This window comes from Photobacterium kagoshimensis (assembly GCF_050337045.1).
GTDB lineage: Bacteria > Pseudomonadota > Gammaproteobacteria > Enterobacterales > Vibrionaceae > Photobacterium > Photobacterium kagoshimensis.
The window spans coordinates 65,904-86,185 of record NZ_JAKJSO010000024.1; the positions used below are offsets into that span (position 1 = coordinate 65,904).

The 20,282-nt window shown below is 45.5% G+C and carries 13 protein-coding genes; 3 read left to right on the forward strand and 10 right to left on the reverse strand.

Annotated features, from left to right (window positions below; genetic code table 11):
- The first annotated feature begins 269 nt into the window (after positions 1–269).
- Complete coding sequence (gene csdA / locus L4C35_RS20195; RefSeq protein ID WP_428464593.1) at positions 270–1,490, forward strand: cysteine desulfurase CsdA; 1,221 nt, start codon at positions 270–272, stop codon at positions 1,488–1,490.
- Positions 1,491–1,499: 9 nt separating this feature from the next.
- The gene (gene csdE, locus L4C35_RS20200) at positions 1,500–1,931 is read left to right on the forward strand and encodes a cysteine desulfurase sulfur acceptor subunit CsdE (protein ID WP_428464594.1); all 432 of its coding nucleotides are present in this window, start codon (positions 1,500–1,502) and stop codon (positions 1,929–1,931) included.
- Positions 1,932–2,018: 87 nt separating this feature from the next.
- Here csdE and tcdA read toward each other — a convergent pair whose 3' ends face one another.
- The 6 genes from tcdA to L4C35_RS20230 all read right to left on the reverse strand — a co-directional run bounded on the left by tcdA (position 2,019) and on the right by L4C35_RS20230 (position 7,927).
- Positions 2,019–2,828: a tRNA cyclic N6-threonylcarbamoyladenosine(37) synthase TcdA gene (gene tcdA / locus L4C35_RS20205; protein ID WP_428464595.1), complete on the reverse strand. Its 810-nt coding sequence runs from the start codon at positions 2,826–2,828 to the stop codon at positions 2,019–2,021.
- A gap of 141 nt (positions 2,829–2,969) precedes the next feature.
- Positions 2,970–4,079, reverse strand: a complete 1,110-nt coding sequence (gene mltA, locus L4C35_RS20210; RefSeq protein ID WP_428464596.1) for a murein transglycosylase A — start codon at positions 4,077–4,079, stop codon at positions 2,970–2,972.
- A gap of 118 nt (positions 4,080–4,197) precedes the next feature.
- Positions 4,198–6,015 (reverse strand): TadE/TadG family type IV pilus assembly protein, encoded by a 1,818-nt coding sequence (locus L4C35_RS20215; protein ID WP_428464597.1) that lies wholly within the window; start codon positions 6,013–6,015, stop codon positions 4,198–4,200.
- 2 nt (positions 6,016–6,017) lie between these two features.
- Positions 6,018–6,611 carry a tight adherence pilus pseudopilin TadF gene (gene tadF / locus L4C35_RS20220; protein ID WP_428464598.1) on the reverse strand — a complete coding sequence of 198 codons (594 nt, stop codon included), beginning with the start codon at positions 6,609–6,611 and terminating at the stop codon, positions 6,018–6,020.
- 4 nt (positions 6,612–6,615) lie between these two features.
- On the reverse strand, positions 6,616–7,089 hold the full coding sequence (locus L4C35_RS20225; RefSeq protein WP_428464599.1) for a TadE/TadG family type IV pilus assembly protein: 474 nt from the start codon (positions 7,087–7,089) through the stop codon (positions 6,616–6,618).
- A gap of 448 nt (positions 7,090–7,537) precedes the next feature.
- Positions 7,538–7,927 carry a DUF2850 domain-containing protein gene (locus tag L4C35_RS20230; protein WP_428464600.1) on the reverse strand — a complete coding sequence of 130 codons (390 nt, stop codon included), beginning with the start codon at positions 7,925–7,927 and terminating at the stop codon, positions 7,538–7,540.
- 164 nt (positions 7,928–8,091) lie between these two features.
- Here L4C35_RS20230 and argA point away from each other — a divergent pair, with 164 nt between their 5' ends.
- Complete coding sequence (argA, locus tag L4C35_RS20235; protein WP_428464601.1) at positions 8,092–9,417, forward strand: amino-acid N-acetyltransferase; 1,326 nt, start codon at positions 8,092–8,094, stop codon at positions 9,415–9,417.
- Between the two features lie 85 nt (positions 9,418–9,502).
- Here the strand turns inward: argA and recD are convergent, their stop codons facing one another.
- From recD to L4C35_RS20255, 4 genes are all read right to left on the reverse strand, one after another.
- The gene (gene recD, locus L4C35_RS20240; RefSeq protein WP_428464602.1) at positions 9,503–11,581 is read right to left on the reverse strand and encodes an exodeoxyribonuclease V subunit alpha; all 2,079 of its coding nucleotides are present in this window, start codon (positions 11,579–11,581) and stop codon (positions 9,503–9,505) included.
- On the reverse strand, positions 11,574–15,182 hold the full coding sequence (gene recB / locus L4C35_RS20245) for an exodeoxyribonuclease V subunit beta (RefSeq protein ID WP_428464603.1): 3,609 nt from the start codon (positions 15,180–15,182) through the stop codon (positions 11,574–11,576). The genes recD and recB overlap by 8 nt, the downstream gene beginning before the upstream one ends.
- Positions 15,183–15,538: 356 nt before the next feature.
- Complete coding sequence (gene recC / locus L4C35_RS20250) at positions 15,539–19,015, reverse strand: exodeoxyribonuclease V subunit gamma (RefSeq protein ID WP_428464604.1); 3,477 nt, start codon at positions 19,013–19,015, stop codon at positions 15,539–15,541.
- Between the two features lie 172 nt (positions 19,016–19,187).
- Positions 19,188–20,171, reverse strand: a complete 984-nt coding sequence (locus L4C35_RS20255; protein ID WP_428464605.1) for a TDT family transporter — start codon at positions 20,169–20,171, stop codon at positions 19,188–19,190.
- Positions 20,172–20,282: the final 111 nt, after the last annotated feature.

A 20,282-nucleotide genomic window follows, 5' to 3' on the forward strand; every position in this document is an offset into this window, starting at 1 on the left:
ACAAGTTTTTTGCTCTGTAGCATTTGTACTTAACCAATGTTGCGATGTTGTGTTTGCATATTGTCCGAGTTGTGTCGGATCGGTAGTTATCTACCAATTTTTACTTCCTGTATATTTGACCTGTCTGTCAAAATCATTTTTAGCACTGCGCCCCAACGCAGTGCTTTTTTTTGCCCAAAAAGCGAGACTTATCGCCTTACACGCCCCTCATACCCAAAATTGGCAATTTAGAGTACAATCGTGAACTTGAATAACAGCTAGTGACCACCATGACTGCACAATTTTCTATCGATGCGATTCGCGCCCAGTTTCCAGCCTTACAGCAAACCTGTAATGGTCAACCTTTAGTGTATTTAGATAGTGCAGCGACTGCGCAAAAGCCGCAGGTGGTGATCGATACCATTCAACAATATTACAGCGGCCAAAATGCCAATGTTCACCGTGGCAGCCATTCGTTAACAGCTAAAGCAACCGCCAAATTCGAGCAAGCCCGTGAGACCGTTCAGCACTTTCTCGGGGCGGCGAGTAACCGTGAGATTATTTGGACCCGAGGTGCAACCGAAGCGTTAAACCTGATCGCGCAAACTTATGCCCGTCAAACCTTGCAACCTGGCGATGAAATCCTAGTCAGTGAATTAGAGCATCACGCCAATATTGTTCCATGGCAGATCGTGGCTGAGCAAACGGGCGCTAAAGTGGTAAAGATTCCGATGCATTCGGATTGCTCACTCGATATGAATGCCTTTCGCCAATTACTGTCTGAAAAGACCCAAATTGTCGCAATAGCCCATATCACTAACGTCACGGGTACCCGTAACCCTATTGAGCAAATGATTGCCGAAGCACATCAATACGGTGCTGTTGTGGTGGTAGACGGTGCACAAGGCGTGGTACACGAGGCAATTAATGTCCAAACACTAGATGCTGATTTCTACGTATTTTCTGGCCACAAACTGTTTGCCCCCGCTGGTATTGGCGCGCTATATGGCAAGCTAGCATTGCTTGAAGCGATGCCACCTTGGCATGGCGGCGGCAAAATGGTCGAAAAAGTCAGCTTTAACGGTACCACCTACTCTGGCGTGCCGGGAAAATTTGAAGCCGGTACTCCCAATGTGGCGGGTAGCTTAGGCCTTGCTGCCGCCATCGATTGGTTTAACGCAATCAACCAATCACAAGCCGAACAACACATTGCCCACCTTCGTCAGCGTGCTATCGAGGGAATTAAAGACATTGAAGACTTACGCATTGTTGGACTACAAGAACACGCAAGTCTGTTTTCTTTTGTGGTTGATGGTGTGCATCATCAAGACATAGCAACCCTACTCGATCAGCAAGGTGTTGCGCTTCGTGCTGGCCACCATTGCGCCCACCCTATGCTTGATGCGTTAGGCTTAACAGGCACACTGCGCGTTTCGATTGCGCTCTATAATACTGAACAAGACATTGACTGTTTTATCGCAGCGCTACATAAAGCCTGTAGCCTGCTGTAAGGAAAGACCATGACATTACCGCACCACCCGTTTGGGACTGAAATTACCGCTGACGATATTGTCGCGCAAATGCAAACAGCCAAAGGCTGGGAAGATCGTTACCGCACAGTCATTCAACTAGGTAAAAGACTTCCCGTGCTGCCCGATGAATTTAAACTGGCCGATCTCACCGTCAGTGGTTGTGAAAGCCTTGTTTGGTTGGCACACGATAATCAAAACGGTGTGTTCCACTTTGCCGCAGACTCTGACGCCCGCATCGTACGCGGGTTGATTACGCTAGTACTTGCGGCATACGAAGGAAAAACAGCAGATGCTATTTTAGCGTTTGATATTGATGGGTATTTTGACCGTTTAGGCTTAATTGAACACTTAAGCCCATCGCGTGGTAATGGGCTTAAAGCCATTGTTGAGCAAATTAAAGTGACCGCTACAAACGCGTGAACACTTCAAATTAAATAACAAAAAAGCGGCTCCGTATCACTACGCGAGCCGCTTTTTTCTATTCTTAAACGGTGTAACAGCTATCCGTTATTTAAGGTGTTTTTGTACTAGCTTTTGCAACACACGAGAAACGGCAACAAAGCCAAAGGTCGCTGTCACCATAGTCGCAGCGCCAAAACCACTGGCACAATCCATACGCTTAGGCCCTTCGGCTGTTGCTTTCATATTACACACCGAGCCATCCGCTTGTGGGTACTTCAACTGCTCGGTTGAATACACACAATCAATACCAAACTTACGCTTAGGGTTTGTCGGAAAGTTATGATGACGGCGCAAGGTATCGCGCAGTTTTTTCGCCAGTGGATCTTGAATCGTCTTGGTCAAATCAGTGATTTGAATCTGCGTCGGATCGGTTTGACCACCCGCGCCACCCGTGGTGATCACTTTATACTTATTGCTCTTACAATGCGCTAACAAAGCCGCTTTCGGCTTCATGCTGTCAATGGCATCTAAGATGTAATCATGGCGACCATCAATGTACTCACGGATGTTCTCTGGCGTAATAAAGTCATCAATCAAGTTCACCTGACACTCAGGGTTAATCAGCTTAATACGCGCTGCCATCACTTCAATTTTACTCTGACCAACCGTACCTGTCATCGCATGGATCTGACGGTTAATGTTGGTCACACAAACATCGTCCATATCGATCAGGGTCAGCTCACCAATACCTGAACGCGCTAACGCTTCTGCCGCCCATGAGCCAACACCACCAATACCGATCACACAAACGTGTGCAGCACGGTAAATCTCTACTTCACTGTTACCATAAAGGCGACGTGTGCCACCAAAACGTTGGTTATAACTGTCTGAGGCTGGGGTATCTAATTCGCGCATAGGATGTTCACTGCTAGGTCGTTCAGATAAAGAATGAGCGCGTGTTATACGCGCTCTATTAATAATTGTCCAGTTTGCCCAAGTGATGAAAAAAGCAAACAAAGGATAAAAATGGCTACGGATTTACCGAGAAATAACCCGCTATTCAGGCTTGGTCGCCTGTGCTGGCACAAGCCAAGGATCGGCGGTAGCCGTATTAGGTAAGCCTAGCTTCCATACCCGACCAAAATGCTTGTAGTGCCCAGCATCAATACCTGCTTGGTCACCCATACCATGGTAGAGGTCGAGGTGGTTTTTCTTCACCGCGCCGCCTGTATCTAGTGCCATCAATAGCTTCAGGACATGTTTACCGTTCCAGTTTCCTTCGCTATCGAGCTGAGGGACTTCCGCTAAAATCACGCTGCCCATTGGCAAGTATTCACGATCGGCAGCAACAGATGCATGCGCCAATAATGGAATGCCCGCTGTTCCCATTACATCCAAGCTCTCTTGCGGCTTAAAAAAGACATATGATGGATTCTGCTCTAGCAATTCACGTACCGTCGCTTCATCTTGCTGCGCCACCCAATCGGATATTGCTTTTAGCGACATTTTCTCACGCGGTACTTGCTCACGCTCAATCAGAATACGGCCGATACTGACGTAAGGATGGCCATTTTTACCTGCGTATGCGAAATATTGCAGCTCATCATTATCTTCAAAATGGACAAAGCCGCTGCCTTGCACTTCCATCATAAAAACATCGAGCATGGAAGCGCTATAGCCTAGCTCCAGTTGCTGATTCGCCAATACGCCATTGTTTATCTCTGCCCGCGTTGGGCACTTACCGTCACATTTCGGCATACCGTAAACAGGGTATTTAAACGTTTCGTTTGCTTGGTGGCGTAATTCGATCACTGGCGAAAAATAACCAGTGAACATCACATTGCCATAACCATCACCGCCACCCATTTGCGCAGCTTGAATACCGTAATTAGCTAACTCTGCAGGATCGCCAGAGTGCGCTGCCCAGCTCTGAATTTGGTTGTATAAAGGGAAATACTTTTCCGCCATTGACGGCGAGCGCTCAATCACTTTCGTCATCTGCGCATCAAATTGACTATAGTCTCGCACTTTATCCGAATTTACCGATTCAACCTGATTCAAGACTTGCTCGAAATCACCATCAAGGTACTGCTGCCCTCGGTCGGTTGGTTTAGCACAACCGGCCAAACCAATAATGCACACTGCGATAGTTAAATGACGAAACACAAAAAGCCTATATAGGTTAAAGAAATCAACAACAAGTATAACAAGCTCGCCAGAAAACGAGCTATTGAGTTTGTAAAAAGCAGGTCAGTATTTATGCCGAAACAATATTCTTCATCGACTACTTCGCACGGCGATCATAGATACTGCCAATTTCTTCATGCTGACCAGCACCTGGCGGTCCACCTGCTGCACCGACAATAGCATCAACAATCCCTTTTATATCTTTTTGCCCTTTTAGGGTTAATTTGTGGCGAGTTCCAGTATTTACATTGTCGTAGCCACACACTCCATTTTTATCTTTCGTCCCAGTACCAGAAGCCGACTTATAATCAATGGTATGGATGTTGCTGGCATCAAAACACCAATCACGGTCTGCATTTCGGCTAAAACCTGGGTAACTCTTCGGATCTACCCCAACACCAATAGCGGCCATCGTAAGGTTAGGAAACTCCTTCCTTAACTTATTGCACATACCTGCATCCGCTAAGCGCTGAAAAATAAGATCATTCCTAACTTCAGTCGAACCCTTAATTTCATTATTATACTTAACTTCGGGATTCTCTTTCGAATTAGGGCTATCAACACCACCAACAATAAGCAGCAGTAAACCCGGCTTGTCTCTATCGCCATGTTGATGTAACTCTTTGGCTGCTTGAAGGAAGCCTTGGTAAGAAGCACTCCATGCTCCTAAATAACTTACCTTTCCACCCGAAACATCATAAGTTCTTGAAGAATTAGAGGTAAATTTATTTACTTCACGCGAAAATGGATCTTCAGCCATGCCTTCATAAGAGAACCGATCACCATTGAGATCTTTATCCGCTAATGAAATAGTTCTAAAGTTACCACGACAAATCTTATTTCCTCCTGAGTTATACAAATTATCATTGCGAATAAACTCGGCTTGGCGGTTGTTCAAATCAAACATGTAGCGGACGCTATCAGAGTAATCAATATGCCTATCAGCATCAGGAAGCCAATTGTATACCTCTGATTTATTTGAAGCTTTATGGTAAGTTTCATTAACAAAGTAAGCGGCACTTTTACCAGTTCCAATTTTTTCGATCACCTCGCTAGGGGTATTATTGGCGTACTCTTGCCAATCAATTTCACCATAGCCTTGATCCACCTGAACTCCCTCCTGCTTACTTTCTTCAGAAGCCGTTAAAAAGTGAAGGTGATTTTGGCAAAGAGGGCGACCACCTGAGCGACTTCCCCACCCACTACTGCTTGGGCCATTCAACCGATTGGAAGTGCGACTATCATAAGGAATCACCCCAAGTTTACCTCTCGTGACAGGTTCCTTCTCTTGCCCTTTTGAAGGCTTTCTGATCTGTTTAACAAACTCATTTACAATCTGATGGGCAACAAATAACCTAGCAGTTTCGTGATGATAGATTCCGGGAGTAAACTCGATGGTGCATGTGTCTTGATTCATATTTAATGAGTGATCGACAGCAATCACCACATCATTTAATCCACCAGCCATCGCTAATTTTTTTGAAGCAGCAAAATTAGCAACATTCTGCGTTTCATCAAATGACGGCGCGCTCGCCATATCCATCCATGAATCATGTTGAGTTGAAGCCGTTACTTTATACTGTAAAAATTCAACTTTTCGCTCCTGTTTATCTATGGTGATATTCTCTTCACCACTCTTATAGTAAATTTTTAGCTCTGGTAATTTAGCTTCAGCATCAGGTAAATAACTTCTCGCAACTTTAGTAACTAGCGCTTGGTTTTTTTCATCGTCAGCTTCTTTTGCTTCTTGAGCTGCCAACAATAAAGAAGCCGTCTCCAGTGCATCACCCAAGCGCGCTTTATTATTCAAGTAACGCGCCCCTTCAACTCCTAGGGCCGTCAAACTTGCAAGCGCAATAAATATTAAGACGAACCAAATTGCAGCCACGCCAGACTGTCGATTAATTGAATGCATAATTAGCGGCCTACATTAATACTGGAAGAGCGAATAACAATGGGTGATTTAGAGGATTGGGTAAAACGCTGGAACAAATCAGGACTTTCATAGCATACTGTCACTCGATACATCGGCTTATAACGCTTTTTATTGGTATAAGGCGTGAGTGTCGTGAATTCGGATTTATTCGGAGCCTTACATGCTAATTGCTGGTTACCTTTTGGGTAAGAGCTGTAATTCTTAATTATTGCTGGACTGTTTTTATTGGATTGTTTATCAAACAATACACCTTCAACAATCAGTGCATATTTACTTTCATTAAACCCAACACGCTGTCGTGATAATGTACTTTTGACAATGCGGTCAATTTGATCCACATCTTTCTCATTAAGCGTTATACGTCCTTCGCTAGAGTTAAGTGCTGGGTAAAGCGCACTGCGATCACGAACGATATTTACCATCGAATAACTTAAATTATCGAGTTCACCTTGAATCGTCATTTTTGCAGCCAAGTCACCAGCAAACATCATACACATTGCTAATGCTCCCAGTACAAAAGTTAACTCGATTGCCACAGAGCCTTTTTGGTGAGAAATTTGATTTGTAAATACCATGTCTCTAGACCCCTCGACGAGCAAATTCTTGCACTGCAATGACTTCACGATGAATAGGAAATGAGCTATAACCACTCAACCGAATCAATGGTTTATAATTATATGTTAATTGGTAAGACGCGATAGGCGCTTGAGAAGCATGATACATATTCACGTGATGGTCTTGAGCTAATGCGGCTATATTGGGGTATAACTTCATATCCACGATAAACTCATCGTTTTGGCTCATTACCCCCCACAATGAAAAGGCGTTTTCCTTCAGTTTCTTTCTAAATTCTTTTTCAAATTTATCTTCACTATCAATTTCTAAGACTTTGATATCTCTTGTCACTTCAGACGCAGCAAAATTTACAACAGCAACAGTATAATTTCTTAACCCAATATCCATGATCATTACAGTCATAAACCATAACACGATGAACCCAAGGGCAAATTCAATACTTGCTACCCCAGCTTGTAAACGATGACTGCGCTTCATACTCGCACCTAAATATCCCCTTGAGGAATACACATAGAAAACCAATTTAGTCAAATTAATGACGCCGATATAGTTTATTCTACAAATTTTGCAATGCAAAACAAGGTGATGCATATGAAAGAAGATAAGAGCATTTAATAAATATAAGCAGAGGTTAAATTTACTCCTACTGATTTAAAAAATAAGCACCTGTTTTTAAATGGTTATTTTTGTGATATTTCATATTTCATAAAAACAAGTCGCGCTTAGATAAAACTAATATATTGAAATAGAAGATAAAAAAATATATTAAAGCGCGTTCTTAGAACCCCAAATAGAGTCATTTTTAACTCAATTAATACAATATTTAACTATGCACTAATTGCTTTAATAATATTGAGGTTGAGATCGGTGGGTTCATTTTGTTACTGCAGCATGCCAATCATATTTACTGAGCAAATATTTATAGCTATAACATTTTTCTACTAAACATGGAGGTGTAATGTAGCGGAGATTTACGCATAAGTTGACCTGAGTAATAAACATACTCATAGGTGTCATCGCCAAATTGATAGCTCAGGGTATTACCATCCCAGTCATAATGGGTACTGACAACTCGCCCGTTAACATAAACACCATCGGGACGTAACTCAAAACTGTCCGAGGCGTACTCAGCAACAGCTTGCTCAGTCCATACCCCATCAATATTCACTGGCGGCTCAGGCAATAACCAAGCAGACGACACCACACCTGTTGTCATCAAACCCACTAAGGTAGTGCCGCAACTAATCACCCCCAATAAGAAGGTCGTTTGCAGGCGCTTTTTCGCTACTTTCTGTTTAGGAGCTGCTTTAGTCATAACTTGGTCAAATAAATACTAACGTCTAACCTTTGTTTACTCGATACATTAAGTACCACGTTCGATAAAAAAATAATTATTCATGAATCGATAACGAGATCTTGAAGCAAAAAAAATAATTGGCGACACTGGGGTTATCAAAAGTCACACATGGATGTCTAACTTTGAAAAATCGCAGTACTGAACTTGTCAAAGGATTCCGTCAATCTGCCCCTTATGTTAATGCTCATGCGGGTAAAACGATTGTTGTTATGCTTGGTGGCGAAGCCATTAATGATGCTAATTTTACCAACATCGTTAATGATATTGCATTGCTAAACAGCCTGGGCCAACGCATTATCGTGGTGTATGGCGCTCGCCCACAGATCAATAGCCTACTGAAAGCACATGGCTATTCAACACCATATCATCAGGGTGTTCGTGTTACCGATGAGCCCGCCCTTAATATTGCGAAACAAGCAGCAGGCTTGCTTCAACTTGATATCACTGCTCGCTTTTCCATGGGGCTCAATAATACCCCAATGGCAGGTTCTCAGATCAATGTGGTCAGCGGTAATTTTATCATCGCTCAACCATTAGGGATCCAAGATGGGGTCGACTATGCGCACAGTGGTCGGATCCGCCGTATTGATTGTGATGGAATCCATCGTCAACTCGACCAAAATGCGATTGTACTACTTGGCCCAATTGCTAGCTCAGTCACAGGTGAATGTTTTAATCTCACCTCTGAAGAAGTAGCGACACAACTCGCGATAAAATTAAAGGCGGATAAGTTAATCGGCTTTTGTTCTGAGCAAGGTGTGATCGACCTTCAAAATAACGTCATTTCAGAGCTACTGCCCAATGAGGCTGAAACTGAATTACAACGACTCGTCTCCGCCGAACAAGATGACAGTGGCACCGCCCGTTTTTTACGCGGTGCGATCAGTGCCTGTCGTGCAGGTGTGCCACGTAGCCACTTAATCAGCTACAAGGAAGACGGCGCGTTAATCCAAGAACTGTTTTCTTTAGATGGCATTGGTACCCAGATCGTGATGGCCAGCGCGGAAAAAGTCCGTGCGGCGGGTATTGATGATATCGGAGGGATCTTAGATCTTATTCGGCCACTGGAGCAGCAAGGTATTTTGGTGCGTCGTTCTCGTGAACAGCTAGAGCAAGAAATTGAGCTATTTACCATTATTGAGCGCGATGGCTTGATCATTAGCTGCGCAGCACTCTACCCCTTCCCTGACGATAAAATAGCCGAGATGGCTTGTGTGGCGGTACACCCTGATTTTCGTGATGGTGATCGTGGTGCCTTGCTGCTTAACCGCTTACGTCAGCAAGCTAAAGAGCAAGGCTTAAAGCAACTGTTTGTGTTAACCACCCAGAGCTTACATTGGTTCAGAGAGCAAGGCTTTGTGGAGTCAAAAGTCGAGCAACTGCCCATGGAAAAACAAGCCCTGTATAACTTCCAACGCCGCTCTAAAATTCTCACCCTAGAATTATAACCCTCAGATCAACAACGCCAGCACAAGCTGGCGTTGTCAGTGATTTTAACCAGTAAGAACGATCAGTTACTTAGTTAGGTTGGTATTAGCTTAATAAACTCGCTAACCCGCTGGCACGCTCAGTACAAATGCGTACCGCCCGCGTCACCACATCGGGCTGGGCGAAAAAGTGTAGCCTCGCCTTGGCACGCGTCACGCCTGTATATACCAACTCACGCGTTAAGATCGGGCTGTAATCTTTCGGTAACACCATCAAGGTATCAGCGAACTCAGAACCTTGTGATTTATGGACTGTCATCGCATACACGGTTTCATGCTCGGGTAATCGGCTCGGTAACACCCCATAGATACTGCCATCTGGCATTTCGAAATACACTCGCAAACGAGGTGTGCTTGCACCTTCATTTAGGCTATTACTGGGCTCGTACATCGCGATACCAATATCACCGTTATACAGACCTAAACCATGATCGTTGCGTGTGATCATCACAGGGCGACCAAGGTACCAAGTATCATCACTGGTGCTGATTTTACCTGCTCGCTCTAACCCTCGCTCAATACGTTGGTTTAAGCCTTGTACCCCAAAGTCACCTTCTCGCAAGGCACACAATAAACGTACTTGTGAAAATGCAGCCAGCACGTCAGAAGGTGAGGCCTGCTGCTCAATGAGATCTAAATAATCGCGGTAGAAATTCACTGTCATTTTGATCAGCGTTTGGTAGTTATCAGTCGATAGCGGATAATTGCGAATATCCGCAAAACCTTGCTGCCAGACACGATCCACCAGCTGAGGTTTACCACTATTAATGGCTCTCGCTAACTGGCCAATCCCCGATTTGGCATGGAAACGGTAGCTCTTTCGCAACATACACAAACTATCAGCGACAGGGCTGACAGCTTGTTGCGCCGATGACAGCTGATAACCCGTTAACTGGTTCAGTTGTGCGGCTTGTTGTGGACTATAGCCTTGTTCGATAAAGCCACAAATATCACCAAGTACAGCGCCTGCTTCAACCGATGCTAACTGGTCTTTATCACCCAACAAAATCAATTTTGCATGCGGCGGCAAGGCATCAAGCAAGCGTGCCATCATAGGTAGATCAATCATCGAGGCTTCATCAACCACCAGCACATCCAAGTGCAATGGGTTATCACGGTTATGACGAAAATCGACACTATTCGGAATCGCACCTAATAAACGGTGAATGGTACTCGACTGCGTCGGGATATTTTCTTTGACTATCGCATCCACCGATAATGATTTCACCGCCGAGCCAATAGATTCCGTCAAACGTGCAGCGGCTTTACCGGTCGGCGCAACCAATTTAATGGCAGGGGCTTCTACACCTGCCGCTAAATCGACCTGCATCACTAAGGCTGCCAACAACTTAGCCACTGTGGTGGTTTTACCGGTTCCTGGGCCACCCGAAATCACGGCAAACTGGCGCGTTAACGCCATCGCAGCCGCCACCTTCTGCCAATTCAAGCAAGCTGAAGTGGGTACTAACTTATCTAATGCTGCCAAATCACCAATTTGAGTTGCTTGCTGTAATACTGCATCAATCGCAGGCCAATCCAGTGAGGCTGGCGCTATCACATCTAGCTTATCGTAAACCTGTTCTTGGCGGGCTTGTGGCGTGTCTGTCTCACTGCCTTTAAATACCGCCAATGCTTCGTATAAGTAACCATATGTACGAGGGAATAGCGCATCAAGCACAGCTGCCATATCACCCTCTAGCAGACTGGCAGCAGGCGCTTGCGCTGTATGCGTGAGTTTCTGCGCGACAATTTTCTCAAAATGCCAGTAACGATGTAGATAGAGGCGCTGGTCAGTAAGCACTAACGGTGTAGCCGCTACCCCATCAGAAACCACGGGTAACTCGGCTAAAATAGCCGCCCAACGGTCAAATTCAGGGAGGCCTTCAAGCAAACCAACCGAATACTTGATCGGTAAATCCATCACGCGTTTAGTGCTTTTCTCATCCAACACTAAGCAGACATTTCCCTTACCTAATTCATGGCTCACCCATGCTGCCAACAGAGCAACCAAATCGTGATGCTCACGATGCGATTCGCCGACTCGTTGTGCGATAAATTTAGCAAACTGATAATCGAGCGAACGCAGTACGCCTTGTTTAGTGAGATCCTGTAATCGCTTAAGCATCAATTTGCTCTCCATCAATTAGCTGTTCTAATTCGGTAAGTAGTTGCTCACTGGGCCTTGCATGGAAAATACCACTGTCACTGCCCGCTTCAATACCGCGTAAAAACAAGTAATACACCCCACCAAAATGGGTTTCATAGTCATAATTCGGAATACGACTACGCAAGAAACGTTGCAGGGCCAAGGCATAAATTTGATACTGCAAATCATAACGGTGATCGCGCATCGCTTCGACCAACTGCTGGCCACGGTAAACCGATGGATCATCCCCTAAGTGATTCGATTTCCAATCGAGAACGTAATATTTACCTTGATGTTCAAACACTAAATCGATAAAGCCTTTTAGCATGCCACTTACGGTCGCAAACCCTAGCTCACCGGCTTTGGCTGACACCTCATCATGTTTAGCAATCACTTTGGTGAGCATAGGGGCAGCCAGTAACTCGATCGGCAGTAAGAATTCCATTTCAGTTAAGCGCTGCGCGGGCGTTTTTTCCCCTAAACGCATCACGTCGCCGTCTAATGAACACTGCAATACGTCACGGATCAATTGCTGTAATACAGGCAACCATTCCAACTCGTAGTTTTCTTTTTGCAGTAGCTCCGTCAAGGTCGCCACGGTTTCAGGGCTATCGACGGGCGCAGTAAATTCAATTTCTTCAAAGACGGTATGTAAGAAAGTACCTGGTCGCGCACCACGCGGGAAAGTATAAATCGAGTATTCAGGCTCTAACGCTAAAGCGTGCTCATCATCAGGTGATACCGCATCAGCCGTCGCATCGATTGCCGAGTCAGTGTCAAAACCCGGTAAATCAAAGCTACTGTCATACGAATTGTGGTGGCCTTGTTTAACCAAGCTTGAGTAGCTGGTCATCCACCAGTTTCGTTCAATGCTGGCGTTAAATTGGTTGGCCATTAATGCAGGTGCATCCCCTTCAATAGCTTGCCACTTATCACTCGGTAATACTGGCGGTTCAGCCACTGTTATTGCAGGGACACTCTCCGCTAACTTCGCCAGCGCGATCTCCAGATCGCTAATCCCACCTTCTTGGCCATTTTGTACCAAGTAGCCCATTGCTGATTGGTGTAAGCCTGTCGGCTCTTTGGTGCTGCGGCCATTACGAATCGGTGCCATACCCACAAAACAACCGTACACAGCCCGTGTTAATGCCACATAAATCAGACGCAAGTCTTCGGCTAACCGTTCTTTATCAGCCTTCTCTAACGAATCAGCCTGCTTAGTAATATCCAGAATGGTCAGGTTTTGCTGAGCATCATGGTATTTCGCTTCACTTGCGGCGCGATAGCTACAAACAAAGGGCATAAATACCAGATCGTATTCCAGTCCTTTGGATTTATGGATAGTGACAATTTGAACCAAATTACGCTCAGACTCTAATCGTTGGATTTGATCGTCAGCATTGCCATTAGGTTCAGCAACATGTTCCGCTAACCAGCGCAGTAAGCCATAGTCACTATCAAGCGTTTGGCTAGCTTGTTGTAATAACTCACCAATGTGCAGTAAATCCGTTAAACGCCGCTCACCACCGTCTTCTGCTAATAAACGCTCAGCAATCGCATTTCGGCTCATCACCGCGCGGAGCATTGGCATCACACCACGGCTTAACCATAATTTGCGGTAATCTCTAAATTCAGTCACCGCGGTTTCCCAGCGGGTTTCATCGTTATTTAATAAATCTAAATCCGCCGCTGTATAAGCAAACAAGCTCGACGCTAACGCCGCCCGTAGCGCTCGTTCATTTTCTGGGGTTAATACCGCTTGTAATAATCGCTGAATATCGGCCGCTTCGGCGCTACCAAACACACTATCTCGGTTAGATAAATACACGCTGGCAATGCCTTGCTCGGCCAGCGCGTGGCGGACTAATTTACCTTCGCTCCCTGTGCGCACCAAAACGGCAATATCGCCCGCCTGAATGGCTTTCTTGTGGTCTTTATCTTGGAAATAGGCACTATCTTGCTGCGATTGAGTCAAAATATCTTGGATTTTAGCGGCCGTCGCCTCCGCCATTACCTCTTGGTAATTACCTTTGGTGACAGGTTTGCCATCCAAGCTCTCTTGATGCCAAAACGTCAGCGCATGCTGTGCCTGACCATCGAGCCACCAGCTACGATCTGGCGCTTTAGGGCTATGATCAACCGATAAAAACTGAATATCTTGATCATACATAAATGGGCTATCAGGATGTTCAAATACCTGATTGACCGAGGCAATCATATCGGCGGTTGAACGCCAGTTTGTCCCTAGGGTGTAGTGATCCGTTACCTGACGGCGCGCTTGAATATAAGTGAAAATATCCGCGCCACGGAAAGCATAAATAGCTTGTTTCGGATCGCCAATCATAAACAAGCCACAACCACTTTGTTTGGCTGTGTCTGTGGTGTAAATATTGCTAAAAATACTGTATTGCAGCGGATCGGTATCTTGGAATTCATCAATCATCGCCACTGGGTACTGGCTGCGAATACGATCAACGAGTAAATTGTCACTGTCGTTATCAATCGCTGCCGACAATTGCGTCAGCAAATCATCAAACGATAGCCAACCTTTACGCTGTTTAGCCTGCGCCAGTAATTCTCGACACTCTGCAATCGCATGAGCTAACAGTGGATCACGTAAGTTAGCAGGGTTATCCAATAACTCAGCAACCGCGGCAAACACTGCATGTTCTGGCGGGTTATCTTTCGATTTTTCAATCAAAGTCTGCTGATGAAAACGCTCAAGCTTATCGGGCAAGTCATAGTTCACCGTTGGCGTTGCTGCCCACTGCGACACTTGCTCTAACCAAGTCGGTAAACTTTTTTTGGTATAGCTGCGTTTGTTGACGCCAGAACCCGCAATCAAAGGTTCTAAATCTGCTTGGTGTTCACGCCACAGGGCTTTAAAGCCATCCAAGCGTTGCAGATTTTGTTGGTGAAGATCAGCCAAAGATTCCGTCATCGCATCAACGCTGAGCTTCACCGGCGCACCGGTTAAACTGCCACCTAAATCCTTCAATAAGGCGGCAGGTGATGACCAAATATTGCGAACTTCTTGCGCTAATGCATGCGGTAAATGATAAAAAGTACGACGCCAATAATCCGCTGAGACCATACTTTTTAACTGGCTTTCATCGGTCACAAATTCATTGTTAAAACGACTGCCCGATTCAAATGCATTTTGGGTCAGCATGCGCTGACAAAAGCCGTGAATGGTATAGATCGCCGCTTCATCCATCTGGCGTTCGGCTTGTAATAGAATTTGCGCGGCCGTTTTATGATCTTGAATCTCTTCAAGCAAAGGCTGGATCACAGGATCGTTACTCACCCCACGGCTAAATGCCAAACGTGCATCATGAATACGGGCTCGAATACGATCGCGTAGCTCTGCGGTTGCGGCTTCTGTAAAGGTCACAACAAGGATCTGATCAACATTTAGCTCACAGCCATGTCGGCTATCAGCACTACCATGGCCCAGCAATAAACGTAAATACAAGCTGGCGATGGTAAAGGTTTTTCCTGTCCCTGCTGAGGCTTCAATTAAACGCGCACCATGGAGAGGGAACGTCATCGGGTGCAGTGTATTTGCGTTATTATTCATCCCCGCCATCCTTCTCTGTCATAGCTCTGATTGTGATTAATAAATAGGTTGGCATCACCAACCAAGTGCTTACGCTAGGTAATATCTTTGGTGTCATCAAGGTTCACCTTGCTGAATATCCGCGGTTAACATTTTTCTGGCTACTCATCACCATCAAGTGTGATCAATAACTTAGAAATAAACGTTAGCTTGCTTGAATAAGTTTTCTTTCTATCAATGTGAGAGTTTTCTCACAGTTTAACGCCATCGCTTTGGTTAGTATCGCAGCCAGAAACATGGTCACCTCTGGACCGGTGGTCGTACAGCAAACACCCTACAAATAAGAATGATTTGCTGACGGCCACACTACTTCCTGCCTACTCTTCGACTTTTTCACTATTTAAGACCGCCCCTTGCAATATTCGACTAGCAAGCTGTGACGCATCATTGGCTAAATGATCATCCCAGTTAGGCCATACGCGCGCGATATAACTGTCTGCACCTTCACCCGCAAATAAGTAACCATCGTTAAAGGTATCTGCCATTTTCTTCAAGGATTTTTGAATAGTCTCATCGTCATCTTTGAAACTTCCATCGCGCCCGATCCTCGCTTGGATCCCTGCCAGTGCTGTTTTAGGGAAATACGCTAATGGTTGATTTAAGCCATCAAAATACAGCTCGATAATGTCTTGTAGATACTGGCGTGCGGTCTCGGCATCAATCGGGAGCAAGCGACGATATTCATCGTTACCAATCAAGTGCGTGATCTTCTGAGCCTGAACTTGGTTTGGATTTGGGCTTTGCGGCTGCATTGCCGCCAAGCAGAGGTGATCGATCCATGCTATCAGTAGATCTTGGGCGCGTATTTTGCCACTGCGATAGCGCACTAAACCTGATTGATAGCCCTGCTTTAGCCAACCTTGTAGGTTTACTTTGTGGCCTTGATAACTAAAGATTAAGTCGACTTCCTGATCATCCACAGGGGCGTGAATTAATGGGAAGATCTGCTCGGTGAGTGCCAATACATCATTGCGGGTGATCGCTAAATCTAAATCCCCAAACGCCGCAACAGGTAGTCGTCCTGCCGCTTTTTGTTGCGCTGAGAATTCATCGAAGACCGCGTTTTCATCTTGGTTTGCTAACTTGGCATCCAAGAGTTGTTGCAATAACTGCTCACGCATTAAATAACCATCTAAACCGTTAAGCGTGAAAGGTTCATCATCTTCTGTAATGCCCATCGGTGGCTCAAAGAAGACTTTTAAGCGGCGATTAAAGAAGTAACGCACAGGCAAACGCCAAAAGCGCTGCAGCTCAGATAAATCAAGCTCTAGCACTTTGTCATCAGCCAGTGGCTCTGGTTCCAGTGCCGAAAGTTGGAAAGCTTGTCCTGCCTGCCCTTTTCGCTCAGCCGCAGGCAGCCATTCAGCAGCATAGCTGGCGTTGTCACCTTCAAAAGCACTTGGGCTAAATGGCACCAAAGGATGGAAGTGATTCAAGTGTTGCTTGATCTTGTCCGCTGATTGATCGACGGGCAGTGCTTCATCACCAGCAAGACAGTAACCCTGCTGACAATACTCCACCAGCTCACTCACTAATACTGACGGGACTTTCTCGGTATTATCTTGGATAGAACGGCCAACATAGCTGATATACAACGTTTGCTGCGCAGATTGGATCGCTTCTAAAAATAGATAACGGTCATCATCACGACGAGAGCGATCACCAGCTCTGGTGCGTCCATCCATCAAATCAAACCCTTCTGCGGGCATACTGCGAGGATACGCGCCGTCGTTCATCCCAAGTAAACTTACTACTTTGAATGGGATAGATCGCATTGGCATCAAGGTACAGAAGTTCACTTGGCCTGCTAAGAAACGCTGGCTGACACGCTCACCAGATAATTTACCTGTTAGGTATTCGGTCAAGACACGTGGGGAAATCGGCGCACTATAATGGGCATCATCCAGTTGTTCTTGTAAGCGATGTAAACATTCCCGAATAGATTTAAGTACCAGTTCACCATCAATATCGACCGCAAAACAGTCATCCAGCAACTGATTTAAAATCTGGGTCCAATCAGTCACTGATTGTGATTGAGCCAAACAGTGGCGATAATCAATTAACTTGTCGATAAAACTGGCTAACTGACCCGCAATTTCAGCATCGAGACCCTGCACTTCTTCATAAGCAGAGATACCATCAAACAAGCCAGCCTCGTACGGCATCGCATAGCCCAATAGCATGCGCTGAATACCAAACAACCAGGTATTTTGTTGCTGAGCAGGTAAATCAAATTGGCCTGCGGTTTGGCTATCAAGCCCCCAACGTACGCCAACTTCTTCGATCCAGCGTTTTACTTTTTCGAAACTATCGCTATCAAAACCAAACTTGGCCATTACCGCAGGCACTTCCAGTAGCTCTAATAGCTCAGAGGCTTGGCAGCGACTTTCAGGTAATGTCAGTAGGCGTAAGAAAGCCAACAGAATGGGGTTCTCTTGCTCAGCGGTACGGTCAGAGATCGAAAATGGAATATAACGATTACCCGGTGCATTACCAAATACCGCTTGAATCGCAGGACTATAAGCATTGATATCTGACACCATCACGATGACATCGCGGGGCTTTAAGCTGCTATCAGCATCGAACATCGCCAATAGTTTGTCATGCAGTACTTCCACTTCACGCATCGGGCTGTGGCAGGCATGAATAGAAAGTGATTGATCATCTAACATCACTGCCAGTTTGTGGTGACTTGAATCTAAAATGTCGTCGTTTTGGCGATCTTCTAAATTCAAAATATCGGCTTGGATCGAATGCAGCAGCGAATCACGCTCTATGTCCGCGAAGGCTTCAATTTCATTGGCCTGCATTTCAGACATTAAGAATAAATTATCGCGACCCAGTTTACCCATCGATGCCAACAAGCTATTACCGACAGCATCGGTGTGCATCTCATCGATCACATTATCTTCAATGCTGCCTTTAAGCTGCTCGGCCATCCCACCTTCTTCGCTGTGATCATCGAGCCATTTAACTTGTAGACGATTCTTCGCGGCTAAGCGCGCAAGATACTTACGGTCACGCACTTCGCCCCAGTAATAACGACAAGGATTGGTAAACATCAGGTGCACATCAATATGCTCACCCAGTGCGGCCAACGCATCCATGTAACGTGGCGGCAACGATGAGATACCAAACACAAACAAACGCTTTGGTAAGCCCTCTGGTAGTTCACCTTCAGCAGCACTGGCGGCATAGTTCGTGAGAGTCTCGATAAAATGATCGTAAAGGTTAGCGCGGTGGTAAGGCGACTGGCCTAAAGCCAATGTCTGATCATAGAGTGCTTGCCATAAGATAGGCTGCCACGGGTGATCATCACCAAGCTCTTTAACGGTTTCGCCCGCTTCCCACTGCTGTACCCACTCAGGACGGTATACCAAGTATTGGTCGAAGATATCTGCAATTTTCTCTGCCAATTGGTAAATTTTCAAACCGTCTTCATCACCCTCTAAATAGCGCTTAAGAGGTTCAAACTCATCGAGATCTAACTGCTGTGGTAGCACCTCCATCAGTTTCCATGTCATCGATTCTTTGTTGAAAGCACTCCGCGCTGGCACATCACTCAGCACTTTGGTGAACATAGTCCAAATGAAAGTAGCAGGCAGCGGGAATTCAATGTTAGCAGCAATGCCGAAGGACTTGGCTAATTCCAATTTTAACCACTGTGACATCCCTGGGCTCTGTACCAAGATTTGTTCTTGTTCAAACGGGTTATCAAGCGGTTGCAAGCGAATGAGTTCAACCAGAAGGGATTTCAGCACATCAAGCTGATTAGAGTGATAGACAGTAAACACGCAGATATCTCACGAAAAAGAGAAAGTTATACGAATTGTCTACCAATAGCGGGGATGCGGCAAATAGAAAGGTATTGAATAAGCCACATAATTCACTGCAAACGCCAAACAGATTGTTACCTGTCTAACGTTTGCTCAATATGTGCTCCCATGCCACTTGGCTTTCAACTTATCAGGCTTGCTGTGACTGAAGTTGAGGATGAAATAAACGGCTGATTGGGCGGTAATGCGCAAGGTAACGAAGGGCGACATAGCTCACGACAACGGTCGCAATCACTAATTCGATTTGGCCCAATAGGAACACTTGCTGTACATACTCACTGTTAAAGCCAAAGGTTGTCATCCATCCTGCTGATTTAAATAAAGCCGTTGCACTGATCACTACAGGGAAAGTAAACGCAGCATAGCCCGCACTGAATGGCAAACGCAGTAAGCGATAGAAAGCCACATAGATCACGAAGGTCATCAATACCGCGATACCAATCAACAAACCAATCACTACAGGGGAAGGAACAGCCGTCACCGTTAGGTAACCCGCCAATGATAGGCTCGCAGGGGCCGCCATAATCGCAATCGTCGGTTTCGCATTATCGTGAATCTCATGACTGAAAATCAGACGGTAAATCATCAGTGGTAACATAACGGCGTAGGCAACCATACCAAACACCAACAAACCTTGCGCTAAAGGTAATAGCGCGCCGCCAGGAAACGCGACATCCGCAACGATGATACCAACAGGTGGTACAAACCAACTTGGCACCATGTGGTGTAATTCAAAATCGACCGCACGGTGATAAATAAACAAAATCAAGAAAGCGACATGTAGAGCGACAGCAAACAGCCATAAACCTTGACCAAACATGGGATAAAACAGCCCTACCGCTTTTGACACCACCATGGTTGCCATCGCGTAAGTCGGAACCACGCTGCCCACAACAGGGTGTGAAATATCAGCCCACAACATTTTAGGGTGAAATAAAAACTTAACCGTCAAAATGAGTAACAAAACTGCGGCGATACCCGCCCCGATTAACTGCCCCATTCCACCAAGTTCTGATACATTCTCCCAACACCAGCCTAAGCTCGCAATGGCTAAAGCAAGCCCTGCCATAGGGGTTGGTGCACCAGCAACTTTACGTTTTGTAGCTCTAATCATGACATCTCTCCACCAGCCTATTCATGGGCTGAGAACACATTCTGAACACAAAATGGAGTGTATCGAACTCTGTTGATTTATAATAACTGAATATATTTAACCTAAGGTTAA

What these genes read in the sequence shown, in the direction of transcription:
- csdA (WP_428464593.1), top strand. Translation starts at nt 270, where the DNA reads ATGACTGCACAATTTTCTATCGATGCGATTCGCGCCCAGTTTCCAGCC.
- csdE (WP_428464594.1), top strand. Translation starts at nt 1,500, where the DNA reads ATGACATTACCGCACCACCCGTTTGGGACTGAAATTACCGCTGACGAT.
- tcdA (WP_428464595.1), bottom strand. Translation starts at nt 2,828, where the DNA reads ATGCGCGAATTAGATACCCCAGCCTCAGACAGTTATAACCAACGTTTT.
- L4C35_RS20215 (WP_428464597.1), bottom strand. Translation starts at nt 6,015, where the DNA reads ATGCATTCAATTAATCGACAGTCTGGCGTGGCTGCAATTTGGTTCGTC.
- tadF (WP_428464598.1), bottom strand. Translation starts at nt 6,611, where the DNA reads ATGGTATTTACAAATCAAATTTCTCACCAAAAAGGCTCTGTGGCAATC.
- L4C35_RS20225 (WP_428464599.1), bottom strand. Translation starts at nt 7,089, where the DNA reads ATGAAGCGCAGTCATCGTTTACAAGCTGGGGTAGCAAGTATTGAATTT.
- L4C35_RS20230 (WP_428464600.1), bottom strand. Translation starts at nt 7,927, where the DNA reads ATGACTAAAGCAGCTCCTAAACAGAAAGTAGCGAAAAAGCGCCTGCAA.
- recD (WP_428464602.1), bottom strand. Translation starts at nt 11,581, where the DNA reads ATGCTTAAGCGATTACAGGATCTCACTAAACAAGGCGTACTGCGTTCG.
- recB (WP_428464603.1), bottom strand. Translation starts at nt 15,182, where the DNA reads ATGAATAATAACGCAAATACACTGCACCCGATGACGTTCCCTCTCCAT.
- L4C35_RS20255 (WP_428464605.1), bottom strand. Translation starts at nt 20,171, where the DNA reads ATGATTAGAGCTACAAAACGTAAAGTTGCTGGTGCACCAACCCCTATG.